The sequence below is a fragment of the Paenibacillus helianthi genome, from assembly GCF_001909055.1.
Classification (GTDB): domain Bacteria; phylum Bacillota; class Bacilli; order Paenibacillales; family Paenibacillaceae; genus Paenibacillus_AQ; species Paenibacillus_AQ helianthi.
In genome coordinates, this window is record NZ_LVWI01000080.1 from 1 (window position 1) to 26,958 (window position 26,958).

The window sequence follows — 26,958 nt, forward strand, 5'->3', positions numbered from 1 at the left end:
GTAAAGGAGCAAGAAACGGCGTCCACCTCCTGAGAGGCCGAACGAAGGAATGTAAGGGCAAAGACCCCGCGTGACATGGGAGGGTAAGCCGTCAGGAGACAGGTGTGGATATCCAAAGTGCGATCACAGAACGTATCCTTGGGTTGGGGATGAATCCCCCGCTCTCTATTCCCGCCACCGGCTTCACCAGAAAATAATGTCATCCTTACATGACTTCTCCAGCTCTCAATCTGTCTATGGCTGAAAATCTTAGAACGAGTGAGTAAACAAGAGTATTTATTAATTTATAGTGGGAGGAATCTGAGCTGTGAATGGATTACTGGGAATGAAGATTGGCGAAGGCGGATGTGCGGAAATTTACGAGTGGGAAGATACGTCAAAGGTTATCAAGCTTGCTAAGAGCAATACCGGAATGGATGCCTTGGCTAGAGAGTTCAGCAATACGCAAGCGGCTTGGGAAAAAGGACTGACTGTGCCGCGCCCCTACGAATTAACCGAAGTCGATGGCCGTCCGGGGATGGTGACAGAGCGCATCTATGGGGAGTCGCTAATGGAACGGTTCATACAGCTGTTCATGCAGGTGTCTGCAGACAGGAAATGGACGGACAGTGACGATGAGAATATCCGCATCACCGCCCGCAGCCTAAGCCACATTCATAGCCAGGTGATCCCTTCGATGCCACCGCAGCGCGAAGCGCTGAAATGGAATATCCATTCAGCCCGTTATCTGACTTCAGATGAGAAGAAGCGGGTCGTTGAGCGGCTGGATCGTCTGCCTTTGAAGTACCAGCTCTGTCATGGAGACCCCAACCCGGGAAATATCCTGATACGGGATAGCGAACCTGTAGTTATCGACTGGATGAATGCTTCGACCGGTAACCCCGAAGCGGATCTCGGTGAATACATCATCATGATCCGCTATTCGGTTCTGCCGCCGGGTCTGCCTGCGGGTGTGCCGGATTTCTTTGACTCCGTAAGAGAACATATCATCCGGGTATTCAGCGAAGAATACGAACGGCTGACGGGGATTGCTTACCGTGAGGTGGAACAGTGGCTGGTTCCGCTCGCTGCACGTAAATTGGACGTTGATTCTATCGTCGAGGAAGAGAAGCAAAGGCTGCTGGAGTTTATCAGAGCGGAGCTTTAAGTGAACAATGAAACAGTCCAGCCAGTGGCGGGAAATCTAACACGGATACCATTCGGTAGCAAGATTTATTCTTTTGTCAATATTATAGTAGGGTTAGACCCCAAATGTTAGTGATTGGATACAATCCGGTTCAGGGATTTTGGATGCAATGACAATAAACCTGACATATCCATTCAAAAGCCGGGGCTTACACGTTATAATATGGCCTAAAGATGCTACCCGAAAGGTCTGAGGAAGAATGAGCCTGGAAACCTTAAATGAACGAGTGAAAACGGATCTTTCCTATCTTGCCTATGGAGGTCCAGACTGGGTACGGCCGCTGAGCCATCCGGCAGGCCATGTATATGATGTTGTAATTGTGGGCGGTGGGCAAAGCGGCCTCGGAGCGGCTTTTGGACTGCTCCGTGAACGGATATCGAACATTCTGCTGATCGATGAGAACAGTGAAGGGCTGGAAGGACCTTGGGAAACTTACGCCCGGATGGTCACGCTGCGAACACCGAAACATTTAACCTCGGTTGATCTGGGGATTCCTTCATTAACCTTCCGCTCCTGGTGGGAGGCGCAGAACGGGGCTGAGAGCTGGGAGGCCGTCGATAAAATCCCGCGCGGCGACTGGATGGATTATTTGCGTTGGTACCGGAGGGTTCTGGACCTGCCCGTGGTCAATGAAGTCCGGCTAGAGCTGATAGAACCTGGTGAAGATGGAATTCACCGCCTTCATATCTCAGGTGCTGGAGCGCCGAAGGAGCATTTGCTGGCGCGTAAGGTAGTGTTGGCTACAGGTATCCAGGGGGGAGGCGAATGGCATGTGCCCCCGATGGTAGCTGACCATCTGCCGAAAGCCATGTATGCCCATACCTCAGAGGATATGGACTATACGTTCCTCCGGGGAAAAAGAATCGCCATTCTCGGCGGCGGAGCCTCAGCATTCGACAACGCGAATTATCTGCTCTCCGGGGGGGCAGCGGAAGCCCATGTGTTTGTCCGCCGCGAGCAGCTTCCGAATGTTAATCCGATCCGCCAGATGGAAGTCTCAGGTATGATTGAACGGTACCATACGCTGTCTGACCCGGAGAAATATGCAGTGATATCGCATTTCTTCAAATTCAATCAGCCGCCGACCAATGATACCTTTGCCCGTGCAGCGGCTTGGCCGGGCTTCCAGCTTCATCTGGGTTCGCCGTGGCTGAAGGTCGAAGCTATAGGAGACAAGGCAGTAGTGACAACGCCGAAAGGTGAATTCTCCTTTGACTTTCTCGTAGTTAGCACCGGTCTGCTCAGCGACCCGGGCCTGCGTCCGGAGTTGCGTCAGGTCGAGAGCCATATCGCCCGCTGGAGCGACCGTTACGAAGCACCGTCTGGAGAGGCGAATGCGCTGCTGGATGCTCACCCGTATCTAAGCCCGGGCTTTGCGCTCCAGCCCCGTACGGAAGAGGGACGCAAGTTTGTACACGGACTGTTCGTCTTCAACTATTCCGCGCTTGCCAGTTGTGGCCTGTCGGCATCCGCCATCTCCGGCATGAAGAATGCGGTACCGAAGCTAGTGGCCGGGGTGGCCGATCAGCTGTTCACCGATGACCGCGAGGAAATTCTGAGTGCTTTTTACGCTTATCATGAGGTTGAATTTACCGGGGTGTGGCCCTTGAAAACTTTGGACTGATTAGACTGATGAACCGCAAGTGTATATTTTTACAGTAGGAGGCTGTCTTCCCGCAGAATGTTCTGCGAGGAGAAGCCTTCTTTTTGGTTTCGTGGGCCAGCGCTGCGAGAGCGGAATCAAAGGTATTTCTGCCTTTGATTTCGAGCATCAGCGCCTGTCAGAACACCGCTTGGCGTTGACCTCGCGGCTTCCCTCATTGATAATAAAAGAAGTTCACATTTCTTCTGGAGATTGGAGTAAGACCATGAGATACCGCAATATGGAAGAATGTATTACCGATTTGGAAAAACACGGACATCTGGTCCGTATTCATGAGGAAGTCGACCCGAATCTTGAGATGGCGGCGATACATCTGAAGGTCTACGAAGCGGGTGGTCCCGCCCTGCTCTTCGAGAAGGTCAAAGGCTCGAAGTACCGCGCAGTGTCGAATCTGTTCGGCACTATAGAACGCAGTAAATTTATATTTCGTGATACCTGGGAGTCATCCCAGGATGTGATTGCCTTGCGTAGTGATCCAATGAAGGCGCTCAAGCAGCCGCTCAAATATGTCGGCACTGGGCTGGCCGCCAGAAAAGCCCTGCCACTGAAAAAAGGGAGCGGCGTTCCGGCGGGCTTCGAGGAGATCCGAATATCCGACCTGCCGCAAATTAAGCATTGGCCTGGGGACGGCGGCGCGTTCATCACACTGCCTCAGGTCTATTCCGAGGACCCGGACAAGCCCGGCATTATGAATTCCAATCTTGGCATGTACCGTATTCAGCTTAGCGGCAATGAGTATGAGATCAATAAGGAAGTCGGCGTGCATTACCAGATCCACCGGGGCATCGGCATTCACCAGACCAAGGCTACGAAGAAAGGCCAGCCGCTCAAGGTCAGCTGCTTCATCGGGGGACCTCCCGCACATACCTTGTCTGCGGTCATGCCTCTGCCCGAAGGCTTAAGCGAAATGACCTTTGCAGGGCTTCTGGCGGGGCGCCACTTCCGCTACAGCTATGCGGACGGCTTCTGCATCAGCAGTGATGCCGACTTTGTCATTACCGGCGAGATTCATCCCGGGGAGACCAGACCGGAGGGGCCTTTTGGCGACCATTTGGGCTACTACAGTCTGACCCATCCGTTCCCTGTGATGAAAGTGCATAAGGTCTATGCCAAAAAAGGGGCCATCTTCCCGTTCACTGTTGTAGGACGCCCGCCGCAGGAGGATACGGCCTTCGGAGAATTGATCCATGAGCTGACAGGCGGAGCGGTGAAGCAGGAGGTGCCTGGAGTCAAAGAGGTGCATGCGGTCGATGCAGCTGGCGTACATCCGCTGCTGTTAGCCGTCGGCAGCGAGCGTTATACCCCGTACCAGCAGCTGAAGCAGCCGGCGGAGCTGCTTACCATCGCGAACCGGATACTCGGGACAGGACAGCTCAGTCTGGCGAAGTATCTGTTCATTACAGCGGAAGAAGACCGGCCGGTCAGCACACACAAGATCGGGGATTTCCTGATCTATATTCTGGAGCGGATCAATTTGCACCGGGACATTCATTTTCAGACCCATACTACGATAGACACCCTGGATTATTCCGGCACGGGGATTAACAGCGGCAGTAAAGTGGTTTTTGCAGCGGTGGGAGAGCAGAAGCGGACCTTGTGTACGGAGGTACCGGGGATTCTGAAGAATCTGCAGACGTTCGGACAAGCAAAAATGATTATACCGGGAATCGTGGCATTGCAGGGACCGAAGTTTATTGATTATGCGGCAGCCCAGAAGGAGACGGACAAGCTGAGTGCCGCCATTCAGGAGCAAGGTGTGCTCGATAGCTGTCCGATGATCATCCTGTGCGACGATAGTACATTCATGAGTGAAACGTTAAACAACTTCCTCTGGGCAACCTTTACGCGCAGCAATCCCTCACATGATATCTATGGGGTGAACAGTGGTGTAGAGAACAAGCACTGGTTCTGCGATAACGTGATCATTGACGCCCGTGTGAAGCCGCATCAGGCGCCTCCACTGATCCCGGATGCAGCGGTGGAGCGGAATATTGAACGCTTTTTTGCACAGGGAGCCCCTCTGGCCGGGCTGCGCAAATCGCGCTGAGCTTAAGCTTGGGAGAAGAACTGTACCCTGATCTGGTACGGCATCATTGTTGGAATGGGTGGCGGAATTAAAGAGAACCACGGCAGGCGTACCAGACGCTTGCCGTGGTTTTTGTTAAAATCGGGTCTTGGAGGCCAATGATGCAGATTGCCGCTAGGGTAGTGGAATGCGAATGCTTTGTTTGTTTGTATCTGGTTACTTTCCGCCCGGAAGGGTATAGGTATACACTTCATCCTTGTCGCCGGTGATATACCCGGTAAAGGTTAAGGTGTTGCCAGTCCGTCCGGTCAGGAAGATATTGTCTCCCGGGAACACCGAATCGACCTGCTCCAGCACCCGCTGCCGGTCTGCATCCACCAGCACTTTGTAGAGCGGGGTTTGTGCACCGGTGCTGCGGTTCACCAATGTCAGGAATCCTGTATCACCAGGACGAATTACCGCCACATCCGAATACCAGCCTTCGACGTTATAGTACACGGCAGGAGGGTTGCTTTTACTTATGCCCATCAGTTGGGGCAGATCTATGGTTTCAATTACATCCCCTGTCCCATCCTCGATGAGCCGCAAGGTGTGGCCGTCGTTCAGCAGCAGCTTGCCTCCGGACCATACGGCTGGCTCGCTGAAGGTGGAATGGAAACCTGTATGGGCCTGGCGGATAAGGGCAGCGTTCTTGAGGAGGTAGGTGAAATATTCCCGATAAATATGAGGCTCCCCGTAACTATTGCTGATGCGCAGCATGGTAAGTCCAGCAGGTGTCTGTTCAAATTTGAAGTGGACCAGATCCAGCCCGCTACCCAGGGAAGCAAGCTTGCGCTTGGGGCTGCCTCCAGTGGTGATGAATAGTTCGCCGGTATCCAGGGAAGCGGTGTAAACGGAACCTGCGTGGCTCTCGGAGTAGGCACGGTACATATGGAGTCCGTCCGCCAGGAGTTGCTGCGTTTGTGGATTCCAGCGGACGGTTTTACCCTCAAGAGCGGATACGATGAATTTTACAGGCACATAGAGCTGATGATTGAAGAGGTAAGGAGTGCCGCCGGTGTCAAGCTTTTTGCCATCGAGCACACCGGTGCGGCTGCCAACCTGAACGGTGAAGCTTTTCTCCCAGCCGCTAAAAACAGCTTTTTTACTGGAATTGTCCCACTTGAGTGCAAAGCCTGCAGGCGTGATTATAGAAGCTGGCATATAGGTGACACCATTCTTGATTTGTCCATCCCCTGTCTCGCCGCTTGCGAGTATGGAGTGATTGGTGAAGGTCAGCACGACCTGCACGTTTGCAGCCTTTTGGGCGGATACCGGAGCAGGGGATGCACCCGATAACAGCAGCAATGCAATTGCGGCGGGCAGAAGCATTTTTTTGACCATATATGAAGTTCTCCTTTCAGGATGGGTGAATGAGGTGAGAAACTGGCTTTAAGGTGTGCAAGTGTTCATATAGACGGCTTCTCCGCAGGAATGTTTCGGTAAAATATGGATTTAACAAGAAAATATATTGAATATTTTGGATCGCCATTGCTACTATTGTGGGGAGTTCTAATACGGTGAAGTAGGGATGAAGGGGACAAAACTATGGAAGTTCTTGAAACGCAGCGTTTAACGATGAGAGGCTTCAAGCCGGAAGACTGGGAGGATTTGCATGATTATCTTTCCAGGGAAGAGGTGGTGAGGTACGAGCCTTACGGGGTTTTTGATGAGGAGGCGAGTAAGGCGGAGGCGCTTAGGCGCTCTACGGATCATGCTTTTTGGGCGGTATGCTTGAAGGCGTCCGGTAAAATGATAGGCAATCTCTATTTTCAGCAGCAGGAGCCGCAGGCGTTCCAGACTTGGGAGCTCGGCTATGTCTTTGGGAGTGGATTTCAGGGCCAAGGCTATGCAACAGAGGCCTGCCTAAGGCTGCTGGAATATGCATTCAGTGACTTGCAGATCCGCAGAGTAACTGCTCATTGTGATCCCCGCAACTATCCCTCCTGGCAATTGCTTGAGCGGCTGCAGCTGCGCCGGGAAGGGCATTTGCTTCAGACAGGGTACTTCAAAAACGATATTGAAGGACATCCGCTCTGGCATGATACCTATGCCTACGGCCTGCTTGGAAGTGAATGGCTAAGCATCCAGCAGGCGGCTTCGGACAAGCAGCAGGCATAGCGGGAGAAAAATGGACCGTCTACTGGGGAAGGCAATCTATCTGCTGAACCGTGAAACGGTCAGTGCCCGGGTGCTGGCTGAGAATTTCGAAGTGTTGCAGCGTACCATTCAGCGTGATATCGATTGATTGCCCATCTAAGCGGCAGGATTAAGTAGATATGTACTGAAAATTACATTGAGAATGACACTTGCACATGAACAATTCCCCTTGGAGAATTCATGTGCTTTTGTTATGTGAGGAAGCTGCTCTGTTATTAATAAAATTATGGCTTGCCTTAAAGTGAACTTTAAGGAATATGATGATCCCGAACATACGATATGGAGGGATACTACATGGAAGCACAAAAACATAATCATCGAACGGTACAAGCGCCGCTAGCAACGGGATTCGACGTCCAGACAACAGCCAAAGAAGTAATCGGCGGTCTGAACCTGACTGGTAAAGTAGCAATAGTTACTGGTGGATATTCCGGAATTGGCCTGGAAACCTCACGTGTGTTAGCCGAAGCGGGAGCCACTGTAATTGTACCGGCGCGGACACCGGAAAAGGCTAAAGCTGCAGTATCCGGCATTCCCGGTCTGGAGCTGGAAGCCCTTGATTTGATGGACCCCGCTTCTATTGACAGCTTCGCCCAGCGGTTCATCGTTTCAGGCCGGCCGCTTCACTTTCTCATCAACAGTGCAGGGATAATGGCTGCACCCCTGGCACGTGATACGCGCGGCTATGAGTCGCAATTCGCCACCAATCATCTGGGGCATTTTCAGCTAACGGCCCGTCTCTGGCCTGCATTGAAACAGGCGGGTCAGGCCCGGGTCATCTCGGTCTCCTCCCGGGCGCATCGCCTGGGTGGTGTTGATCTCAGTGATCCGAGCTTTGAACGGCGGGAATATGACAAATGGAAAGCTTATGCCCAGTCCAAAAGTGCGAATGTACTGTTTGCAGTAGCTCTGGATGATAAAGCCAAAGCGTACGGAGTCCGGGCTTTCGCTGTCCATCCAGGCCTCATTCCTTCCTCGGGAATTGGCCGTTTCCTGGAGTCAGAAGAGGGGGGCGTGAAGCCGATCCAGACTCTTCAATCCGTCAAGGAGGAGGGGGGATTGTCTCCAAGCATGGAACAGCCTGACTTCATGAAAACTACGGAGCAGGGAGCTGCAACCAGTGTATGGTGTGCGGTTAGTGAACAACTTGATAGCCTGGGAGGCGTCTACTGTGAGGATGCTGATATTGCCGAAGCTGTTCCGGCAGACAGTGTGCAGGGCTCGGGAGTCTGGCCGTGGGCCGTTGACCGGGAGTCTGCTGGGCGGCTGTGGGTACTCAGTGAGCAGATGACCGGAGTGAGGTTCAATATCTGAGCCGTCTTGACGTAAAGTACACTTTAAGCCGTATACTAGGGGGAAACTGGATCACTGTAGTGGTCAGAGGGAAGTGGCTTACTTGGGAATCTCCATTAAAGAGGCTTCGGAGAAGCTGGGGCTGGCTCCGCATACCATCCGCTATTATGAAAAGGAAGGGCTGCTTCCAGCGCTTCAGCGGGACGAATACGGGAATCGGATATTTGAGGAAAAGGATCTGGAGTCTATTTCGCTCCTGAACTGTTTTCGGGTAACCGGATTACCGGTGGCCACTTTGAAGCAAATGGTAGACCTTACGCTTCAAGGCGATTCGACGATTCCGCAGCGTGCGGCCATTCTACGGGAATACAAGCAGGATCTGGTGCGTCAACAGCAGGAGCTGGACCGGGCTTTTGCCATTGTGAATATGAAGCTGTCCAAATATGACTTACTGGAGCAAGGACAGCTGGCTCCGCAGGACCGCATGGGACTCTAGTACTGAGGGAGTGAAGTGGAATTAGTGAACTTAAATATGCTCAAAAGCCTTCTGCTAAGGTGTTAGTGGGAATTAGTAGACTTAAACGAAGCAAATTCAGCTGTAAAGAGGGAAATAGGCCTATTGAAGTCTACTTTTTCCAACTAGCGCTTTCGGGAGAACAGGAGGCTTAGATCTAAATTCACTTTTTCCACTTAGGTCTGCCTCTGCCGCAGGGTTCAAGGAGGAATGGAATGACAGGGGAAGCACCGGCTTACCCGCCGGATGGGAAAAGCAAGGTACCCCGGTATCCCCAATCCAAAAAAGCTGTGCTGTCCAGTGAAGGACGGCGCAGCCGTTTCTACATGCGTGATACACATAAAACCTTACAGCAGACATACATTCATCCATCCATCTCCCAGTGGAACCGGAGCAGGATTCTTCCGTTGCTCCCTCAGGCTGTGAATATCTTCGCTTTGGTCTTGATACGTCTGCTGTCGATCACTTCTTCATAATCGCGGATCAGGCCGTCAAAAATGTGTTCCCAGGAACGGCCAAGCGCCTGTCTTCGTCCTTCCATCCCCATGATCTCCCGTAGAATCGAGTTGTTGGCCATGCGGCATATCTCCTCAACCAGCGCTCCCGGATCATTCGGCTGAAACAGCTCGCCGTTAATCCCGGGCATCACCAGTTCCATAGACCCGCCTGCACCGGCGGCAATGACAGGCAACCCTGAGGCCATAGCCTCCAGAACCACGTTCCCGAAGGTTTCCGTGCTGGAAGGGAACACGAACAGATCGGCGGAGGCGTACAGCTCTGCGAGTTCCTCACCGTGCTTCACGCCGGTGAAGGTCACATTCCGGGGGGCCTGGGACCGCAGCTCGGGCAGTAAAGGGCCGTCACCGACCACTAGCAGGTGAACCCCAGCAGCAACAGATTCGGGGAGATGCCGTACAGCTTGCAGGAGGGTGGAGATATCTTTTTCCGGAGCAATCCGGCCTACATAGAGCAGTATCAGCGGTTCGGTGATTCCATAACGCTCCCGTACTTCAGCGGCATTGCGTTTGTCCGGAGAATACTGCCGGCAATCAATGCCTCTCGACCAGAGCTGCAGCCGCTCGAAGCCTTGCTCCTGCAGTGTGCGTATCGTTTCCCGGGATGGGGCAAACGTAGCATCGCAAGAGCGGTGGAACCATTTCATGTATTTCCAATAAAGGGGGACAATTCGGCGTACCCGGTAGTATTCCAGGTAACGGTCGAAATGGGTATGGTAGGAGGCAACATGAGGAAGGCCTTGCCTATGCGCATAACGGAGGCCGCACAGGCCAATGTTGAACGGGGTGGCCATATGCAGCAGATCTGGCTGGAAGGAATTCAGCTGGCTCTGAATCGAGGACATGCTGGGCAGAGCCAGCCTGCACTCCGGATACAGAAAAAAAGGAATGCTGGCGACAGGACGAACCGGATCGGGGTAGCTGCCTTCAGTGGCGGATTTGGGTGTAAACAGCAGATGCTCAATCCCCCGGCGGTTCAGGTGGCTGGTCAACCGGCCAAGCGTGCGGGCGACACCGTTGGTTTGCGGAAGAAACGTGTCCGTAAATAAGGCCAGGCGCATGGAATCCCTCCCTATGGTCTTCTTGCCCTGATCGTAACAGCCGAATATTACAAGGGAGTTAACCGGAGGTTAAACAATAACAGCGGACAAATAGTATTCGGGTAAACATTATCAAATCTTTATTTTCTCTTGTTAATCTGTCTCCACACAGAAATGAGAGGAAGAGATTAGATGCGGCCATATATTCTGGAGACAAGGCATTTGAGTAAACGGTTCAAACGGCAGCAGGCCGTGGCGGATGTGTCGCTGAAGATACCGAAAGGCACAGTATACGGACTTCTTGGACCCAATGGGGCAGGGAAAACAACTACACTAAAAATGATTACAGGACTTCTGCGTCCAAGTGAAGGGGAGATTCTGGTTGGGGGTAAGCCCTGGGAGAGACGGCATCTGGAGCGGATCGGGGCACTGATTGAAGCTCCTGCACTGTACGGCAACCTTACGGCAAGGGAGAACTTAATGGTTCATGCGAAGCTGCTGAGACTGCCTGCGCAAAGGATCGAAGAGCTGCTGGGCACAGTGGATCTGCAGGAGACACGTTCCAAAAAGGCGTCCCAATTCTCGCTCGGGATGAAACAAAGACTCGGTATAGCGATTGCCTTGCTGAACCAGCCGGAGCTGTTGATTCTGGATGAACCGACGAACGGACTCGACCCGCTGGGCATTCAGGAGCTGAGGGAGCTGATCCGTTCCTTCCCTGGGCAGGGAATCACGGTGATTCTCTCCAGCCACATTCTGTCCGAGGTGGAGCAGATCGCCGATCATATCGGCATTATTAGCGGTGGACGGCTGGGCTATGAGAGCGAAATCCATACAGGCGAGGATCTGGAAGCGCTGTTTATGCAGGTCGTTGCCCGAAACCGGGAACAGGCGGGTGTGCAGCATGCTTAATATCCTTCAATCAGAGCATTTGAAATACAAACGCAGCTTTTCGGTGAAGCTGGTTTGGGCTACCCCGTCGTTCTTTGTACTGTTCGCGCTCATTGCCCTACTGTACATTCCCAAAGGACAGAGCTTGCCAGGGGAACTGTTCCTCAGCATGGTTTTTAACTGGTGGCCGTTTATTTTCGTGCCGCTCGGCACAGCGCTGCTCTGTGCACTGGCCGAGGTTAGGGAACGCAAGGCCGGCCATTACCGCAGCTTACGCCTGCACAATATCCGTCCCGGGTTACTGTGGATCGGCAAAATCATGGTGCTTGCTTACTATTTGCTTCTGTCATCACTGGGAACCATTGCTGCTGCTCTGCTTGCAGGTCTGCTGATAACGGATGGAACCCTTCCTGTGGAAAAGGTAGTATATGCCAGCCTGCTCACTTGGCTGGTCTCATTAAGCCTGATTCCTCTGCAGCTCATGGCTGCTGCCTGGAAAGGAATGGCCGCATCTATCGGGCTGGGTGTTGCAGGCATGTTCACTGGTGTCATTGCCGCACCTGGTCCCCATTGGCTCTATGTGCCCTGGAGCTGGGCACTGCGGCTGATGTGTCCGGTAGCCGGAGTTCATCCAAACGGCGTCCCGCTTGAAACTGGGGACCCCCTGCTGGACACCTCGGTTATTCCAGCGGGAATTGCCGTTTCACTGCTGTTTTTTGCGGCCAGTTCCTGGCTAACAGGAGTATGGTTTGACCGGAAAGAGGTGAAATAGAAATGCTGCTGCGATTAATGGCGTCGGATTGGCTCAAAACAAAGCGGACACCAGTCCGCTGGTTGACAGGGATGGCAGTTCTGGGCTATCCTGCGCTTCTATTATGGTATTTCGCCCGCCCTGTCCGTACAGCGGAACTTCCGTATGAGATTCACCACGCCTTTTTCCAGTCGGCTAGTATAGTTCTGCCTGTCGGTATAGGTTTGTTGGCCGGACTGCTTGCTGCCCAGGAAGAGTATGCCGGCCATTTCAACGGCCTGCTGGGGCAGAGTGCGCCCAGAACGCTGATCTATCTTGGCAAGCTGCTGCAGCTGATTCTGCTGGTTGCAGCATTCCTTTTTGGTTCCATGCTGGTGATGCTCCCCGGGATGCGGTATATTCTTCAACTGGAGCATCCTGGAGCAGGAATCTTCCTGCTCAGCGGTCTGCTTGCGCTTGCGGGCAGCCTGGCCTTGTGCGTACTGCATCTGTATCTGGCGCTGGCTTTCGGGCTGGGCGCTTCTGTTGGAGCAGGGGGAGCGGGTCTGCTGGTGGCTGCCATCATAGGCACCACTTCCATAGGTGATGCCATATGGCCCTACGTACCCTGGTCCTGGCCTGCCCGGCTTGCCGGGCTTCCCGGCCTGGCTATGCCAGGGGTATCACTGCCGGATGGCTTCCAGTTATCAGGATTCCTGCGGGACAATCTGGTTCGGGGTCTCGTTCCAGCCTGTATGGTATTCATGCTTGTGACCGCTTGTAGTATACTATGGTTTTGTAGATGGGAAGGCCGTGACAGCTACGAATAGCGAAGGGCAGGAGGGATGAATTGAGCAGAATTTTGATCATCGATGATGAAGAGGCCTTGGTTCAACTGCTCACAGATGAGCTGGAGGCCAAGGGGTATGAGGTGCTGTCCGCTTCTGACGGAATCGAAGGTGTCCGGCTGGTGGAGCGTGAACCGGATTTGATCATCCTCGACATTATGATGCCGGGGATGAATGGTTTTGAAGTCTGCCGCAGCATCCGCGACGAGGTAAGCTGTCCGATTATCTTCCTGAGTGCCAGACAGTCGGAAGCGGACCGGGTCCGCGGACTGACGCTGGGCGGAGATGATTATGTGATCAAGCCGTTTGGCCTCCGCGAGCTGATGGCCCGGATCGAGGGGAACCTGCGGAGAGAAGAACGGTCACGGCAAAAGCCGCAGCAGTACAACCGGCTGCGGTTTGGCAAGCTGGAGCTGAGTCTGAAAGAACGGCTGGTCAGCGTAGCAGGGGAGCCGGTCACACTGACACGGCGGGAATATGATATCACTGAGCTGCTGGCGCTGCATGGCGGCCAGGTTTTTTCACGCGAGCATATTTACGAGAAAGTCTGGGGTTATGATGCCGAAGGAGATGCATCGACCGTAGTTGAGCATATCAAGAAGATCCGGGCTAAGCTGGCCGCGGCCGATCCTTCCGGCGATTATATCTCTACCGTATGGGGAATCGGCTACAAATGGACCATTCACTAAGCTAGGAGCTGCCGTATGAACAAAAAACCGCTTAAGACCCAGTTTCAACTGGCCTTCACCTATATTATCCTGACTAGCGTGGTAGCGACGGTGATCACTTATGCTCTGGCTGCGCTGCTCTTTATGCGGGTGGAGAATAAGCTGGTGTATCCCGCCAATCATTATGAGAAACGCCTGCCTGCCATCGAAAGCTATATTCTGCAGAAACAAACAGAGCTGCTTGTCTCATCCGCCAGACCGGCGCTGGAAGCGGCGATTCCGGGTGAGGGCATCACCTACCAGGTGGTGGACGGGAATGCGGACATCTTATATGGCACACTGGATAATGTGCATATTCACGGCCGAACGGAGCTGTACAAGCTGCTGAATACTACCACGGGTATTCAAGGCAGATATGTGCGTACGGTGCCGGTCATTGATGCCGAAGGCACAGTCAAAGGTGCGGTGCTGCTGTCCTACGCACTGAAGCCTACTTATGTGAATGAATCCGGCAACATGTGGATAACGGTGATTTTTATCGGTGCATTGGTGTCGCCGTTTCTCTATATTCTCTTATTCTCGCTGTTATTCTCGCGCCTTGTTGCCGGCAATATCAACAAGCCGCTGCGCCTGCTGATGGAGGCCGCCCGCAAGATTAAAGAGAAGGATCTTGACTTCGAAATCAGCTATCATTCGGATAATGAGCTGGGCCAGCTCAGCAGTGCTTTTGCCGAGATGAAAACGGAGCTTGCGAGCTCCTTGTCGGCACAATGGCGGATGGAGCAGGAACGGGTGGAGATGGTCGAAGCGCTGGCACATGATCTCAAGGCTCCGCTCTCCATCATCCGCAGCTATGCCGAAGCGTTGATTGACTCCGGGGACCCGAAAGACGGGAAGCTTCTTCGCTATCTTGGGGTGATCCGGGAGAATGCGGACAAAAGCAGCGAACGGGTGCGGCAGATGCAGTATACATCGGATATGGAAAAGGCGGGTTCCATACTCCATCCCGAGACTTTTGAGCTGGCACCGTTTCTGGACCGCAAGATCACGGCTTACTCGCTGGAGGCTGGCCGGAAGGGCGTTGAAATCGTTCTGAGAATGGGGGAGGCTGCAGGAATATCCCTACACACCGACCCGGAGCTTCTAGAGCGTATTCTCGACAATGTGGTGATGAACAGTCTGGAATATACGCCAGGCGGTGGCACCATTTCTGTTTCGGTTACCGTGCAAGGCAGCCGCATTTCTTACGAGATCTGTGATACCGGGCCTGGATTTAGCCGGAGAGATCTGGAGAAGGCTGTTCAGAAATTCTACCGGGGAGATGACGCCAGAGCCAGCAGGGACGGTCATTCCGGGCTTGGTCTGTATATTGCAAAGCAGCTTGCAGCGAAGCTGGGCGGTGAGATCCGGTTGAGCAACGCACCCGGGGGTGGAGCATGCGTGGTTATAGAGCATGAAGACGGCAGGATGAATGGTTAAGGTAAATGGAGCGGGTCATAGTTTCGATAAACAAACAAAACAAGCAAAGCAGCTTTTCTTATATAGAAGAAGCGCTGCTTTGCTGTCCTGGGATATGCCTTAAGGAAATCGGAGGTTGCTTTGATTTTCAGGATATAATGCCTGCTTCCCAGATCGGTTCGGCATACCTGTTCTTAAGATTGCTGCTGCACTCTTTGCCTGTATCATAGGAACGGTCGCCCAGCACCAGCTTGAACTGCTCCAGCGCCCGGGCGCCTTCAGCCGGCACCGTGCTGTTCAGCCACGAAGCCAGAGCCCGCAGCACCGTCCGTCCTTCTGCAAGCGCCTCCTCCCACAGGTCCCAGACACTTTCGGTCCGGACTTCGGAGTAGAGTGCAGAATGCCGCCACTCCCCGTGTTTTTCGTTCAGATAATCGAGCTTCTCCTCAGCTGGGGACAGCTGCTGTGAAAACAGGCGGCGGGCTTTTCCCCTCAGCAGGGATTTCTTCCAGCCCTTGGGATCGAATAAGCATTTATGCGCCAAAATCATGTCCAGGTACGCTTCATGCCAGATTTCAGCGGGAAGGCGCCGGGTTTCGGGATACCAGTCAGATGCGGTTTCATGCAAAATGGTATGGATGGGGACGGGCAAGTGGGAGCCCACATTGATTTTTTTCCAGGCGGCATGCCGCCACGTATCCAACTGTCTCAGCCGCTTCATGAACAAGGTGTCGAGGACAATCTCAAAACGCTGGTGATTGCGGTGCTTATAGCCCGCTTTCCAGTTGATGTAGGGATGAAGGTTGCGGTCCAGCAGATGGTGGGTAAGGAAGCCGAGAAAGTATTGCTGCGCCTCCTTAAGCTCATCGGCGGGAAGGGCCAGGGCTCTCTGCCAGAATTCGATTAACACCGGACCGCAATTCTCCGTATGCATGAGATCGCCGAGCTGAAGCGCCCGGGTATCTTTTTTCCAGGGCAGAAAGCTGTGGTACAGCAGGAAATCCGGTCCCTGGCAGCCGAGCTGGTACAGCTCAGGACGGGATTTCATCTCCGTAAGAAAAGGGAACTCACCGCGGAACTCTTCCGCTAGCTGTTGCCCATACTCCAGATGCATCCAAATGTTAGGCATTCATTTCACCCCTCAGATCGTTGATATCTTCAGCATACAGAATTCGTGTAAAAAGAGATGGAATAGTACTCGTGCGGATTGTAATACTCATGATTTCTTCTTTCTTTCTTTCAGGTTACTCCTCACCCGGATCAATTTCAATAAGCCGTCTGCAGTAAGTTCATCGAGCCCGGTCAACGGCATGGGACAAACAGCAATCGGGAAGAATTACTTCCTGTCCTTTCAAGTTATAATCGAGCGGTAACACTACAAATACATGCAGAGGTGATTAGAATGTGTCTGAAAACTAAATAACATGGTAAGATTTGGGGAAAACGAATGGAGCGTCAAGTATAATTCAAAGACGGTACGAAATAAGCGATGAACAGTGGGATCAAAATTAAGGGGATGTTTCCACCCTACCGAACAGGACGTCCGTCAAAATTAAGTGAACGAACCATGTTAACGCTTTTCTATGGATCGCTCGAAATGGTGCTGCTTGGCTCGATTTACCGGAGAACGCTATGGTCCATGGAAAACGGTCTACAGTCGCTTTTGCAAGTGGCAAGATACCGGACTGCTTGTTGAGATCTTTCAGGCTTCCCCAGATAAGAATGCCATCTTTCCGCCCGCGACCACTCGAGTTTAACGCGCAAGCCTTTGGCGGCTTTGGATTTCGTCATGTATAGGTGGCTCATCTGACTGACACAGCCTCAAATCCAGTTCGTGTACCTTGGCCCGTGCTTTTGCCTCCGGCTTCCTTCAGATCTACCTCACGGTGAACACCCTTGCCTTTGACTAACGGTAGGCGCTCGCCAGCCCTCGTTCAGGACTTTCACCCTAGAGATGACGCCCATGCTGGGCGTACTTTCAGAACATAGTCCCCTGGGGCTGTGTTCTTTGTATAATATCCCTTGCTATATTAGTCTAATTAGACTATATTTTGATTTGTGGTCTAATTAGACTAATATATTGGAAAAGAGGTCCTTATAATGCTATTTATTACTGGAGCAACTGGAACCGTTGGAAATCGGGTTGTAAATTACCTCAAGCTTAAGGATGTCAAATTTAAAGCCCTCACCCGAACACCTGAGAGGCTGTTAACAGATCGGACAGATCATATGATTGTCGTCACCGGCGATATCAAGGATTGCAGCGCCTGGTCAGACAGCCTGCGCGGCGTTGAGACCTTATTCCTGATCCTGCTGGATGATGCCGAAGAGATTCTGCAGGCTGCTCGGGCTAAGGGCGTCCGGAACATTGTGTTCTTATCCTCAGCTTCCATTAACCGGTCGGATGCCGGTTACAACGAGAATGCCCTTAAACATAAAAAGGTCGAGGATCAAATTAAGGCGTATGGCTTTCAGTATGTTTTTATCCGGGCCGAGGCCTTCATGCACAACACCATTTACTGGAGGGACCTTTTTAGATACAATAAGGGGAAAATCCGGTTACCGGCCCTTGAGGCTAAGCTGGCCAGTGTGCATGAAACAGATATTGCAGAAGTTATCAGTGTGGTTCTAACCGATTTTGGCAAATTCTCCGGGCAGGTCTTGACGCTTACAGGGGCGAATATTCTTAGCCAGAGGAACATATTGACCGAAATCTCTAAGCAACTGGGACAATCGCTTGAACTGGAAGAGCAGACGATCGGGGACTTCCGTTCGTATATGAAGAACTACATTGCTGAAGAGTATATTAACCTTAGAGTCCAGGATTGGGAGTATACAGTCAAGCATCAGCTCGGCGTGACCGGCACGGTGCTGACGATTCTTGGCCGGGAGCCTTATACGTTTAGAGAATGGATCGCTGAGCATCTCCGTGATTTTCAATAATCGATAGAAAGAGGAATTATTATTATACCCTTATTAATACTGGGTCTGTTGAAGGATTGCGGACAATCCAGCGCTTATGAATTGTTGAATGTCTTCAAGGAACGGGATTACAGGTATCTTGTTCATATGACGAAGGGATCGCTGTATTACAACCTGCAGAAGTTAGCGGAGGAAGGCTTGGTCCAGCTGGTTGAAGTCGTTAGCGTTAACAACTATCCCGAACAGTACATCTACGAGATTACACCGCAGGGCAACGAGCATTTCACAGCGCTCATGGCCAAATATTCGCTGCAGACGGACGATATTACGTTAGCCTTTTATATGACCACGCTGTTTGCCCACCAATATGATCCTGGGCAATTCAAGTCGGCCGTAGCGGTGCAGATGGAGCAGACACGGCGCAAAATTGCTGAAATTGATCATGTGCTGGATGCCAAGCAAGACAGGATCTACGATACTGCAAAGTCGATGATGAATAATGTCAGAGCGCACCATGAATTGAACCTAAAATGGTTTCAGGTGCTGCTGGAACAGTAGGGCAGCGCACTCCCGGGGAAGATGAATTGAATATTGGTATACGAAGCGCAAACCCCCTTGTATCTGCTGAATGCCGCAGATACAAGGGGGTTTTTTGCGTAAAAAATCTGATTTTTTTTTGATACAAATGCTGGAAAAATGAAAAGAACTACCGGAAAAAGTCTGAAATTTAAATACGCCATTATTATTATTGAATAGACAAGATAAACACCATGTGAAAAAAAAGCACTAATAATCTCGATGATAACAAATCAATTGACATTAAATCTATTTTAAATCTATTCATTAAATCGCCAGTTTCATTATTCCGAAAAAAAGACGGCGTTGAAACGTACGGTGCTTACGGCTTGGAATGATTGAGTTCGCTTACTTCTCTTCCAGCGGTGCGATAATTTTATCGGTATCGTATTCCCGGTCGGCCATGACGTTTTTGCCTTCGACGTCCATTTTCTTCAGGATTTCGTAACCGGTCACACAATAAATAACATGGTAAGACTTGAGAAAAACGAATGGAGCGTCAAACATGATTCAAAGACGGTACGAAATAAGCGATGAACAGTGGGATCAAATTAAGGGGATTGTTTCCACCCTACCGAACAGGACGTCCGTCAAAATTAAGTGAACGAACCATGTTTAACGCTTTTCTATGGATCGCTCGAAATGGTGCTGCTTGGCTCGATTTACCGGAGAACGCTATGGTCCTGGAAAACGGTCTACAGTCGCTTTTGCAAGTGGCAAGATACCGGACTGCTTGTTGAGATCTTTCAAGCCTTTAGGTCGAACCTGACTTTAAAAACTTGAGCATTGATTCGACATCCGTCAAAGCCCATCAACATAGTGCCGGTGCTAAAAAAACATTGAAGGCCACGAAGTAAATCAGCACATCGGCGTCAGTCGTGGCGGAAAGACAACCAAACTTCACACCGTCGTCGATGGATTAGGAAATCCCCTCGCTTTTCTTCTGACGGGTGGTCAAGTCTACGATTCCGTTCCAGCGATTGATTTACTTCAGAGGCTTGAAATTACAGGAAGTCCTATTCTTGGCGACAAAGCCTATGGCTCCGAAGCGATTCGAAATTGGATTACAGCTAAGCAGGCATCCTACACCATCCCGCCTAAAGCGAATAGTCAAAACCCGTAGAAAGTCGATTGGTATCGGTACAAAGAACGCCACTTAGTGGAGTGCCTTTTCAATAAAATCAAACACTTTCGCCTATGGCTACTCGTTACGACAATTTGGCCAAGTCATTCTTGGCGTTTGTATACATAGCTGTCATCTTCAAATTGACTCAATGAGGAGTTTTCAGACACGTTCTAGAGAATGGGATTTCAGGCAGGCCAGCTTTTTGTGAATTTGCCGGTAAATGATCTGCAGGCTTCGATTAACTTCTTTACCGCATTTGGTTTCGGGTTCAACTCTCATTTTACGGATGAGAACGCGACATGTATGATTCTCAACGACATTACGTTTGTCATGCTGCTGACTAAAGAATTCTTCAAAACCTTTGTTTCCAAAGAAATTGTCGACACCTCCAGCCACACCGAAGTGATTCTGGCATTCTCCGCATCCAGCAGGGAAGAGGTGCACGAACTGGTGGATAAGGCGCTGGCCGCAGGCGGCAAGAAGTATAATGACCCGATCGACCACGGTTTTATGTACAGCTGGAGCTTTCAGGACATCGACGGTCATCTATGGGAGTCCGTGTATATGGAAGAGGGCACACCGGAGCAGGCATAGATCATGCATGTAAAGAGAATCATCAAATAAGACAGGCAGGTTTCCGGACAGCCGGAGCCTGCTTTTTTTGTTGCATTAACTGTGATTAAAAGTGAGAGGAATAGCGTGAAGAAATGGACCAGGGGAAACGAAATGAACTAAACGGGCCTAAGAGGAAATACCTCTGATCTAACCGTCAACGGGCTAGCGGGCAGAACTGGAGGTAGAAATACCCTTGAATTGGAAGCAATACCGTTACCTGCGGCAATGAGATGCTGAATTCACCCGATAGGGTGAGTTTGTTCTGATGCAACAGAAAGGTTCCAATTCATTTAAATTTGTGATATCATTTATGCGAACATACGTTCTTAATATCTTCCCGAAGAAGGGTGGACCTTATGGTGACAGGGCGGTTTGCAGAGATTGATGGAGTTATTGCCTACATTCATGAGCATATGTATGATCAACTTCCGCTGGAGCGTCTGGCCCGTTATGCCGGATACAGCCCGTATCACTTTGTACGCATCTTTAAGGAGCGGACTGGCCTGTCCCCGCTGTACTATGTGTCCTCTCACCGCCTGCAGCGGGCGAAGGACATGCTGCTGCGCACGGGCCTTACGGTCCGTGATATTTCGCTGGAGATTGGCCAGCAGAGCCTCGGGACCTTCACTTCCCGTTTTGCTGCCCGGGTGGGGATGTCTCCGGCGGAATTCCGCAATTCCGTGCCATATGCCGGAGATCAGATGAGCTCGTTAAGGAAGCTGCGGGATTGGAGTTTTTCGTACCCGATCAGCCGGATGCCTTCTTCTGTGCACGGGACGGTATCTGCTGAGGCCCCTGTTGACGGGGTGATTCTGATCGGCCTCTTCGCCAAACCTATTCCCGAGGGACTGCCGCTGTACGGTACCTTGCTCTCCTCCCTGGGGCATTTTCACTTTGAACATGTGGCTCCCGGGACCTACTACCTGCTTGCCACCTCCATATCATGGGGAACACACACGCTGGATTTCCTGCTTCCGCATACCACACTGCGTACCCGGTCGAAGACTCCGATCCATGTCGTACCAGGTTCTCTGGTCCCGCATCAGCCGGTGACCCTCCATCCTCCCAGGCTGGATGACCCGCCGATTCTCATCTCGCTGCCGCTGCTCATGAACCGCTTTTTGAACCGGATCGCGGTTATATAGCAATCGCTGCAAGCGCCCTTCTGTTAACATTTTCGCAACAATTTCTTTACGATTCCCATACAAAAGTTAGGAGAGCAGTTAATATCCAGCTTCTACAATGAGTGTGTTAGTAAAATATACCTATTGTATTTTGAAGCTTGATATGAAGGGATGATTCGCTTGAAGGGACAACGGCTGCACTTTTCTATGAAATGGAAGCTGATTTTAAGTTTCTCCGCCATTACGCTTATTTTTCTGGGGGTGGCCCTGTACCAAGGGAATAAGATCGGGCAAGTGGAGCATTCCATGGAAAAGCAAAAGACTGAGATGGAAAAACGGATTACCGTCTCAACGGTTACCCAGTTGCTGCAGGAGCTGAACCGTGCAGAGACAGCACTTGCCGAATCAAGTGATCTGGAACTGGCTGATGATTTTAAGGACAAGCAGCAGCAACTTACCGCTGAATTGGCCAAACTTAAATTTGAGACAGATACACCCGCCTCCCCGATCCTGGGACTGCTGCGAACCCAGGCTGGAGAATATAACGGGATTTTTGATCAACTGATTCAGACTATGGGTGACAACAGTCTTGACCCGTTAGCGGTTCTGGAACAAATAGATAACTTACATACGAAGGCGCTGGCACTTAGCCAATCTATGCTGGAGACGAACGGCAAGCTGTATGCAGCAGCTGCGGATAACGCCGAGCAGGCACAGAATCATTCTTTTCACATGCTGGAGGACACGATTTCCATCATCATTTATGCAGCAGCCGGGGTGTTCCTGTTCACGCTGCTGCTTGGCTGGCTGCTGATCCGTTCTTTCGTAACCCCGGTCAGCAAGCTTCAGGCAGCCCTGCGGGAGATTGCGGATGGTGATTTGCGGCAGCAGATTAACTCACCCTATCATGATGAGCTTGGACGGTTGAGCCACCATTTCGACCATATGGTGTGCCGGGTCCGCGATATGCTGCGGCAGACGATGACTGCGGCTTCTTCCCTTGCAGATTATTCACATTCCTTCCAGCAGTCATCTGTCATCACTGCCCATACCAATCAGGAAATTCTCCATACGATCCAGGAAATATCCGTCGGGGCGGGGCAGCAGGCGGAACAATCTGAACATAGCACATTGCTGCTGGAGGAGCTGGAGCTCGGGGTTCATGAGATTACGGATTACACCGATGGGATGCTCTTAACCAGCGAAGCGGCGAATCAGAATACACGCAAAGGCTCGGAGACGGTAACTGCTCTCCGGCAGACTTCTTATCATTCCCGTGCATCCATCACTAAGGTGTATGAAGCACTGGACAAGCTCGTTCAGCAGTCCGGTGATATTTCTCGAATCACCCGGTCCATTACGGAAATTTCCAAGCAGACGAATATCCTGTCCCTGAACGCCGCCATTGAGGCAGCCCGGGCAGGGGCGTCGGGCAAAGGTTTTGCCGTCATCGCCGATGAGGTACGGCACTTATCCGTACAGACGAACGAATCCTCTATCCATATCAGCCGGATGATTGGCGATCTGCAGGACAGTATGGCGGATGTTCAGGAATATATGCTGGAAACCCAAAAAAGCCTGGAGCAGCAGGACCACCAGGTGGAACAGACTCTTGCTTCTTTCGAGGCCATTGACGAATCCATTACCGGTATCAGCCACCAGATTGGACAAATTCACCAGAAGGTGGAGCAGACCCGGAAGATCAACACCCGGCTGGCAGATTCTGTACATTCCGTAGCTGCAGTGGCTGAACAGACTGCTGCAGGTGTGCAGGAGGTCAATGCCTCCAGCACCCAGCAGGATCAAGCGATCCGTGACATTGCCCGGCAAGCGGTGGAGATCAATGAAATTTCACAGCATTTGTTCCGGGAGATTCATGTGTTCAAAATCGAAGAAGAGACCGGAGCAGAAGCCCCGGTCGGTCGGTTAATAATTATGGATGAAAAATCCAGAGCAGAGAATGTGGAGGCATCAAGCCAGCTACTCGCGATGGCCGAGTGAGGCATTACGTTCACTTACCAGTTCCAGGACCAGCTCCGGGAACCACTCTGCAAGCTTCAGAAACGGGAAGCCCGCCTTGCGGGCTTTTGCTGTATCCATGTACCAGGATTCCCGGATGCCAAACGGAGACCTATCTTTGTCGGCCGTTTCGCTCTGAACCTCCGCCTGTTGTCCGGTTGCCTGCCCGATGATGGAGAGGATATTCCCGATGGTAAGCGTCCCGTCCGAGCATGCGTTCACGGGTCCTGTCAGTGGTGAGAAGCCTAGCCAATACAAGAAATCAGCCGCCTCATCAGAACGGATGAACGAGATCAGCGCTTGCGGATTGGGCACCCCGATGGGCTGTCCTTCCTGCACATGCTCAATATGAAAATGCAGCCGCTTCGTATAATCATCCGTCCCGAGCACGATCGGAAACCGGACTGCTGCCACGGGAAAAGCTGTTTGCCTTAAGAGGACCGTTTCAGCCAGTCTTTTGCCCTCCTGATAGCTGTAATCATCCTTTGGGCCCAGCCGCAGCGGATAAGATTCCGGATCAAAGTCTGCTTCGCGGAGAATTTCAGATCTTGGATCATACACGGATAGGCTGGAGGTCAGAATATATCGCTTAGCCGTATTTGCGAATATATGGCTGGCCGCAGCGGCCTCATCCGGGGAATAGCAGATGTTGTCATAAACTACATCCCAGACGGTATCTCCAACAGCTTCAGCAAGTGCTTCCGTATCCGTGCGGTTCACATTCAACCGGTTCACGCTGCGGCCAAAGCCATCCTCCGTCAGGCCACGTGTCAGAATGGTAACCGTGGTATCTGCATCCCGGAGCAGGCGCTCCACTAACCGTTTGCCAAAAAAGCGGGTTCCCCCGAGTACAAGTATGTTCCTCAATATTTTCACTCCTAAAGTTTGTGGGCAACGCTTCCTGGAATAGTCTCCGTACAAAACTGGCTCCGGAACCGTAAACTTAGTTTTGTAAGGATTACGCAGCCATCCGCAGATCTGTCATGCTGCCAGTCTCCATGTAAGGCCAGGAACCTCTCCCGCCTGTATGCAGTGCCTGCACTGTGCCAGTACCGACCGCCATCGTCATCTCCGACTTAATCTCCTGGCGAAGCAGCTCCAGCATCACAGGCAGCTGGCCTTTTTCATAGGACTCTGCCAGCGCCTGAAGCAGAATCCGGAAATCCAGGTCCTGCGTCCGCGCTGGACCCTCGTCATCTGCGAGTTCTTTGCGGACGGCTCCGAGTGCCTGACGCGCCCGGTGCAGGGCCGCTTTGACGGCTCCTACAGTGGTTTCCAGCCTCTCTGCGGTTTCATCCGCTGAATAGTCCAGAACATCGCGCATCACGAATACTGTTCTTTGCAGCGGAGATAAATGCCGGATAATCGCCTGAAAAGCCAGCTCGATCCCAGACCGCGCTTCCCCTGGCGATTGGCCTGGACTCTGATCTACGCTTGACGATATGAATGCTTGAGTACGCTCCAAAGCCCGTCCCATTGATGCTTTGCGCCGTATCACATCAATCCATGTATTTTTGGCAATCCGCAGCAGCAGTGCTTCGGGATTCGGATTGTCTGCAAATTTGGCATAAGCCAGGGATTTGGTCCAGGTATCCTGGGCCAAATCCTCGGCCTCAAGGCTGGATCTAGTCAAAGACAGACAATACCGGAACAGAGCGTCCCGAAGCGGCAGCATTTCATCCGTTGATTTTCCGGTGCTGAACGGTACAAGGGTCGACACTTGTAATCATCTCCTTTTGGGTCATCCTGCGTTTTCTGTTGCCTCTATTATATAAACGATCGGCACAATGTAAAGGATACGTTGCCTTCGCGGTTATTTTAAAAAGATAGAAACCGTATCCTTTGCAGGACTCCATCCGTTTACAGGGTATGAAATTAAAACTATCCAAGGAGGAGTGGACATGAGCATTATTCCTTATGTCATTGAACAAACAAGCAGAGGTGAGCGGTCCTACGACATTTATTCCCGGCTGCTGAAGGACCGGATTGTGTTCGTAGGTGCGGCCATCGATGATCAGCTGGCGAACAGCATCATCGCCCAACTGCTCTTCCTGGCGGCAGATGAGCCGGATAAGGATATCCAGATGTATATCAACAGCCCGGGAGGTTCGACTACCGCAGGCTTCGGCATTTATGATACGATGCAGGTAATCAAACCGCAGGTCAGTACGATATGCACTGGATTTGCGGCTTCGTTTGCTTCACTTCTGCTGCTGGCCGGAGCTACCGGCAAACGGTACGCGCTGCCAAACAGCGAGATTATGATTCATCAACCGCATGGCGGCGCACAGGGCCAAGCCAGTGACATTGCCATCAGTGCCCGCCGTATCCTGCAGATTAGGGAGAAGATTGTGCAGATCAGTGCGGAGCGCACCGGCCAGCCGGCAGAGAAGGTAGCGAAGGATATGGACCGGGATTATTTCCTGTCGGCCCAGGAGGCGCTGGAATACGGCATAATCGACAAAGTGATTACCAAACTGTAAGCAGAGGAGCGGATTCTGAAATGCTGGAAGCTTTGCAAGGTCAAGAGGTTACCGTGAATTTTCTGGATGGTTCTAGTGTCAGCGGCGGCATTCTGGAAGAAATGGATGAGCGGTTCGTGAAGTACCGTACGGAGTATCAGGTGTTGTACATTCCGATTACCTCGATCCGAGCTGTAGTTGTAGAGACCAAAGAACGAGAACGTCCACGGGTCGGATTCGGGCAATAAGAATTAGGCGTTAAAGGACGACGGATATACAGCCTTCATTTCTCCCCATGGGAAAGTGAAGGCTGTTTGCGCTGGAGCCGCTATCAGATGACGACAGAAGCCTTTGTGCGGGGGATTCTGCGGACGGATGACTGCGGCAGGTGGCAGGTGGCAGGTGTTAAAGAATAATAAACTGCCGGGAATCGCAATGAGCTAAACGGGCAGGATAATTCCAATATGTGGTATTGTATGAATGAGTAATTAATGGAGCGTTCCAAGCAATTGGCAGGTAGGCTAAAAACAGGGGAAATAAATAGATGAAACGTTCTATCTTAATCGTCCTCACATTTATTTTAATATTTATAACTGTCGCTTGTAGCCAGGGGACAAGCATAGACATTGGAGATGCACTCGGAAAATCCGAGGAGAATTTTAGGAAACTTGAGGTGATAGATACTACAGCAGCCTCCTTTGACGGTGAAAAAGATGTTAAATTCAGGCTTATGGTTGAGGGAAATCCTTCAGAAGTTGAAGCATCTATCTTATTCAATCGTATATTGGAGCCATTCCTGTAATGAATTAATTTGAGGTTTGAATGAAAAAAGCGCCAGCTGTATACTGGGAAACGTTCCGTCCAGAGAACAAATTCCAGCGCAGGAGGCACTCAACATGAAGTATAAACAATCGAAGAAACAGAATCAACGGATTATGAGAATTTCCGACAAGACCCTTGTCGTAGGGGCAGACATCGCTAAGGAAACCCATGTGGCCCGAGCCATTGACTTTCGGGGAATTGAACTGGGGAAAGATTGTGTATTCTCCAATACACGAACAGGTCTGGAGCAACTGGTACAGT

Annotated in this window: 27 protein-coding genes and 3 pseudogenes; 24 read left to right on the top strand and 6 right to left on the bottom strand. The window is 51.5% G+C overall.

Annotated elements, in window-relative coordinates; translation table 11 throughout:
• A partial coding sequence (locus A3844_RS33215; protein ID WP_208619398.1) for a hypothetical protein occupies nucleotides 1-203 on the bottom strand: 203 nt, incomplete at its 3' end.
• A 104-nt stretch (nucleotides 204-307) separates the two neighbouring features.
• Here A3844_RS33215 and A3844_RS26920 point away from each other — a divergent pair.
• The 3 genes from A3844_RS26920 to A3844_RS26930 all read left to right on the top strand — a co-directional run bounded on the left by A3844_RS26920 (nucleotide 308) and on the right by A3844_RS26930 (nucleotide 4,896).
• A complete protein-coding gene (locus A3844_RS26920; protein WP_143186229.1) occupies nucleotides 308-1,147 on the top strand; it encodes a phosphotransferase family protein in 840 nt (279 codons plus the stop codon).
• A 238-nt stretch (nucleotides 1,148-1,385) separates the two neighbouring features.
• Complete coding sequence (locus A3844_RS26925; RefSeq protein WP_074109053.1) at nucleotides 1,386-2,810, top strand: FAD/NAD(P)-binding protein; 1,425 nt, start codon at nucleotides 1,386-1,388, stop codon at nucleotides 2,808-2,810.
• A gap of 244 nt (nucleotides 2,811-3,054) precedes the next feature.
• Nucleotides 3,055-4,896 (top strand): UbiD family decarboxylase, encoded by a 1,842-nt coding sequence (locus A3844_RS26930; protein WP_074109054.1) that lies wholly within the window; start codon nucleotides 3,055-3,057, stop codon nucleotides 4,894-4,896.
• Nucleotides 4,897-5,091: 195 nt separating this feature from the next.
• Here the strand turns inward: A3844_RS26930 and A3844_RS26935 are convergent, their stop codons facing one another.
• Nucleotides 5,092-6,258 carry a copper amine oxidase N-terminal domain-containing protein gene (locus tag A3844_RS26935; RefSeq protein WP_074109055.1) on the bottom strand — a complete coding sequence of 389 codons (1,167 nt, stop codon included), beginning with the start codon at nucleotides 6,256-6,258 and terminating at the stop codon, nucleotides 5,092-5,094.
• Nucleotides 6,259-6,462: 204 nt separating this feature from the next.
• Here A3844_RS26935 and A3844_RS26940 point away from each other — a divergent pair, with 204 nt between their 5' ends.
• The 5 genes from A3844_RS26940 (at nucleotide 6,463) to A3844_RS26955 (ending at nucleotide 9,357) form a co-directional block, all read left to right on the top strand.
• Entirely contained in the window at nucleotides 6,463-7,035 is a 573-nt protein-coding gene (locus tag A3844_RS26940) for a GNAT family N-acetyltransferase (RefSeq protein ID WP_074101207.1), read from the top strand.
• Nucleotides 7,036-7,045: 10 nt separating this feature from the next.
• A complete protein-coding gene (locus tag A3844_RS32495; protein WP_143192171.1) occupies nucleotides 7,046-7,162 on the top strand; it encodes an HTH domain-containing protein in 117 nt (38 codons plus the stop codon).
• Nucleotides 7,163-7,368: 206 nt separating this feature from the next.
• Nucleotides 7,369-8,388, top strand: coding sequence for an SDR family NAD(P)-dependent oxidoreductase (locus tag A3844_RS26945; RefSeq protein ID WP_074109056.1), 1,020 nt, complete (start codon nucleotides 7,369-7,371; stop codon nucleotides 8,386-8,388).
• Between the two features lie 82 nt (nucleotides 8,389-8,470).
• A complete protein-coding gene (locus A3844_RS26950; protein WP_074086375.1) occupies nucleotides 8,471-8,863 on the top strand; it encodes a MerR family transcriptional regulator in 393 nt (130 codons plus the stop codon).
• Nucleotides 8,864-9,096: 233 nt separating this feature from the next.
• Nucleotides 9,097-9,357 carry a hypothetical protein gene (locus A3844_RS26955; protein WP_074109057.1) on the top strand — a complete coding sequence of 87 codons (261 nt, stop codon included), beginning with the start codon at nucleotides 9,097-9,099 and terminating at the stop codon, nucleotides 9,355-9,357.
• Here A3844_RS26955 and A3844_RS26960 read toward each other — a convergent pair.
• Nucleotides 9,297-10,457 carry a glycosyltransferase family 4 protein gene (locus A3844_RS26960; RefSeq protein ID WP_074109058.1) on the bottom strand — a complete coding sequence of 387 codons (1,161 nt, stop codon included), beginning with the start codon at nucleotides 10,455-10,457 and terminating at the stop codon, nucleotides 9,297-9,299. The genes A3844_RS26955 and A3844_RS26960 overlap by 61 nt on opposite strands.
• Nucleotides 10,458-10,628: 171 nt before the next feature.
• Here A3844_RS26960 and A3844_RS26965 point away from each other — a divergent pair, with 171 nt between their 5' ends.
• The 5 genes from A3844_RS26965 to A3844_RS26985 are packed head-to-tail and all read left to right on the top strand — an operon-like array spanning nucleotide 10,629 to nucleotide 15,052.
• Nucleotides 10,629-11,348, top strand: a complete 720-nt coding sequence (locus A3844_RS26965) for a lantibiotic protection ABC transporter ATP-binding protein (protein ID WP_074086378.1) — start codon at nucleotides 10,629-10,631, stop codon at nucleotides 11,346-11,348.
• Nucleotides 11,341-12,099 (top strand): lantibiotic immunity ABC transporter MutE/EpiE family permease subunit, encoded by a 759-nt coding sequence (locus tag A3844_RS26970; RefSeq protein ID WP_074109059.1) that lies wholly within the window; start codon nucleotides 11,341-11,343, stop codon nucleotides 12,097-12,099. Before A3844_RS26965 ends, A3844_RS26970 begins: the two co-directional genes overlap by 8 nt.
• A 2-nt stretch (nucleotides 12,100-12,101) precedes the next feature.
• Complete coding sequence (locus A3844_RS26975; protein ID WP_074109060.1) at nucleotides 12,102-12,887, top strand: lantibiotic immunity ABC transporter MutG family permease subunit; 786 nt, start codon at nucleotides 12,102-12,104, stop codon at nucleotides 12,885-12,887.
• Nucleotides 12,888-12,907: 20 nt separating this feature from the next.
• A complete protein-coding gene (locus tag A3844_RS26980) occupies nucleotides 12,908-13,594 on the top strand; it encodes a response regulator transcription factor (RefSeq protein WP_074109061.1) in 687 nt (228 codons plus the stop codon).
• Nucleotides 13,595-13,609: 15 nt separating this feature from the next.
• Nucleotides 13,610-15,052, top strand: coding sequence for a sensor histidine kinase (locus A3844_RS26985; RefSeq protein WP_074109062.1), 1,443 nt, complete (start codon nucleotides 13,610-13,612; stop codon nucleotides 15,050-15,052).
• A gap of 127 nt (nucleotides 15,053-15,179) precedes the next feature.
• Here the strand turns inward: A3844_RS26985 and A3844_RS26990 are convergent, their stop codons facing one another.
• Nucleotides 15,180-16,160, bottom strand: coding sequence for a zinc dependent phospholipase C family protein (locus A3844_RS26990; protein WP_074109063.1), 981 nt, complete (start codon nucleotides 16,158-16,160; stop codon nucleotides 15,180-15,182).
• Between the two features lie 332 nt (nucleotides 16,161-16,492).
• On the opposite strand from A3844_RS26990, the pseudogene A3844_RS33590 reads away from it, so the two are divergent.
• The 7 genes and pseudogenes from A3844_RS33590 to A3844_RS27030 form a co-directional block, all read left to right on the top strand.
• Nucleotides 16,493-16,734: pseudogene (locus A3844_RS33590) on the top strand (transposase); the annotation flags it as partial.
• A 397-nt stretch (nucleotides 16,735-17,131) separates the two neighbouring features.
• Nucleotides 17,132-17,974, top strand: coding sequence for an NmrA family NAD(P)-binding protein (locus A3844_RS27000; RefSeq protein WP_074086384.1), 843 nt, complete (start codon nucleotides 17,132-17,134; stop codon nucleotides 17,972-17,974).
• 48 nt (nucleotides 17,975-18,022) lie between these two features.
• Entirely contained in the window at nucleotides 18,023-18,511 is a 489-nt protein-coding gene (locus tag A3844_RS27005; protein WP_167374749.1) for a PadR family transcriptional regulator, read from the top strand.
• 523 nt (nucleotides 18,512-19,034) lie between these two features.
• Nucleotides 19,035-19,807 (top strand): annotated as a pseudogene (locus A3844_RS32080) (IS5 family transposase).
• Between the two features lie 25 nt (nucleotides 19,808-19,832).
• Nucleotides 19,833-20,249 (top strand): VOC family protein, encoded by a 417-nt coding sequence (locus tag A3844_RS27020; protein ID WP_074109064.1) that lies wholly within the window; start codon nucleotides 19,833-19,835, stop codon nucleotides 20,247-20,249.
• A gap of 377 nt (nucleotides 20,250-20,626) precedes the next feature.
• Nucleotides 20,627-21,415, top strand: coding sequence for a helix-turn-helix domain-containing protein (locus tag A3844_RS27025; RefSeq protein WP_074109065.1), 789 nt, complete (start codon nucleotides 20,627-20,629; stop codon nucleotides 21,413-21,415).
• 159 nt (nucleotides 21,416-21,574) lie between these two features.
• Entirely contained in the window at nucleotides 21,575-23,395 is a 1,821-nt protein-coding gene (locus tag A3844_RS27030; protein ID WP_074109066.1) for a methyl-accepting chemotaxis protein, read from the top strand.
• Here the strand turns inward: A3844_RS27030 and A3844_RS27035 are convergent.
• Nucleotides 23,375-24,280: an NAD-dependent epimerase/dehydratase family protein gene (locus tag A3844_RS27035; protein ID WP_074109067.1), complete on the bottom strand. Its 906-nt coding sequence runs from the start codon at nucleotides 24,278-24,280 to the stop codon at nucleotides 23,375-23,377. The genes A3844_RS27030 and A3844_RS27035 overlap by 21 nt on opposite strands.
• Before the next feature lie 91 nt (nucleotides 24,281-24,371).
• Complete coding sequence (locus tag A3844_RS27040) at nucleotides 24,372-25,133, bottom strand: RNA polymerase sigma factor (protein ID WP_074109068.1); 762 nt, start codon at nucleotides 25,131-25,133, stop codon at nucleotides 24,372-24,374.
• Between the two features lie 181 nt (nucleotides 25,134-25,314).
• Here A3844_RS27040 and clpP point away from each other — a divergent pair, with 181 nt between their 5' ends.
• The 4 genes and pseudogenes from clpP to A3844_RS27060 all read left to right on the top strand — a co-directional run.
• Nucleotides 25,315-25,896: an ATP-dependent Clp endopeptidase proteolytic subunit ClpP gene (clpP, locus tag A3844_RS27045; protein ID WP_074087497.1), complete on the top strand. Its 582-nt coding sequence runs from the start codon at nucleotides 25,315-25,317 to the stop codon at nucleotides 25,894-25,896.
• A 20-nt stretch (nucleotides 25,897-25,916) separates the two neighbouring features.
• Nucleotides 25,917-26,123, top strand: coding sequence for a hypothetical protein (locus A3844_RS27050; RefSeq protein WP_074101190.1), 207 nt, complete (start codon nucleotides 25,917-25,919; stop codon nucleotides 26,121-26,123).
• A gap of 296 nt (nucleotides 26,124-26,419) precedes the next feature.
• On the top strand, nucleotides 26,420-26,677 hold the full coding sequence (locus tag A3844_RS27055; RefSeq protein ID WP_074109069.1) for a hypothetical protein: 258 nt from the start codon (nucleotides 26,420-26,422) through the stop codon (nucleotides 26,675-26,677).
• Between the two features lie 94 nt (nucleotides 26,678-26,771).
• Nucleotides 26,772-26,958 (top strand): annotated as a pseudogene (locus A3844_RS27060) (IS110 family transposase); the annotation flags it as partial.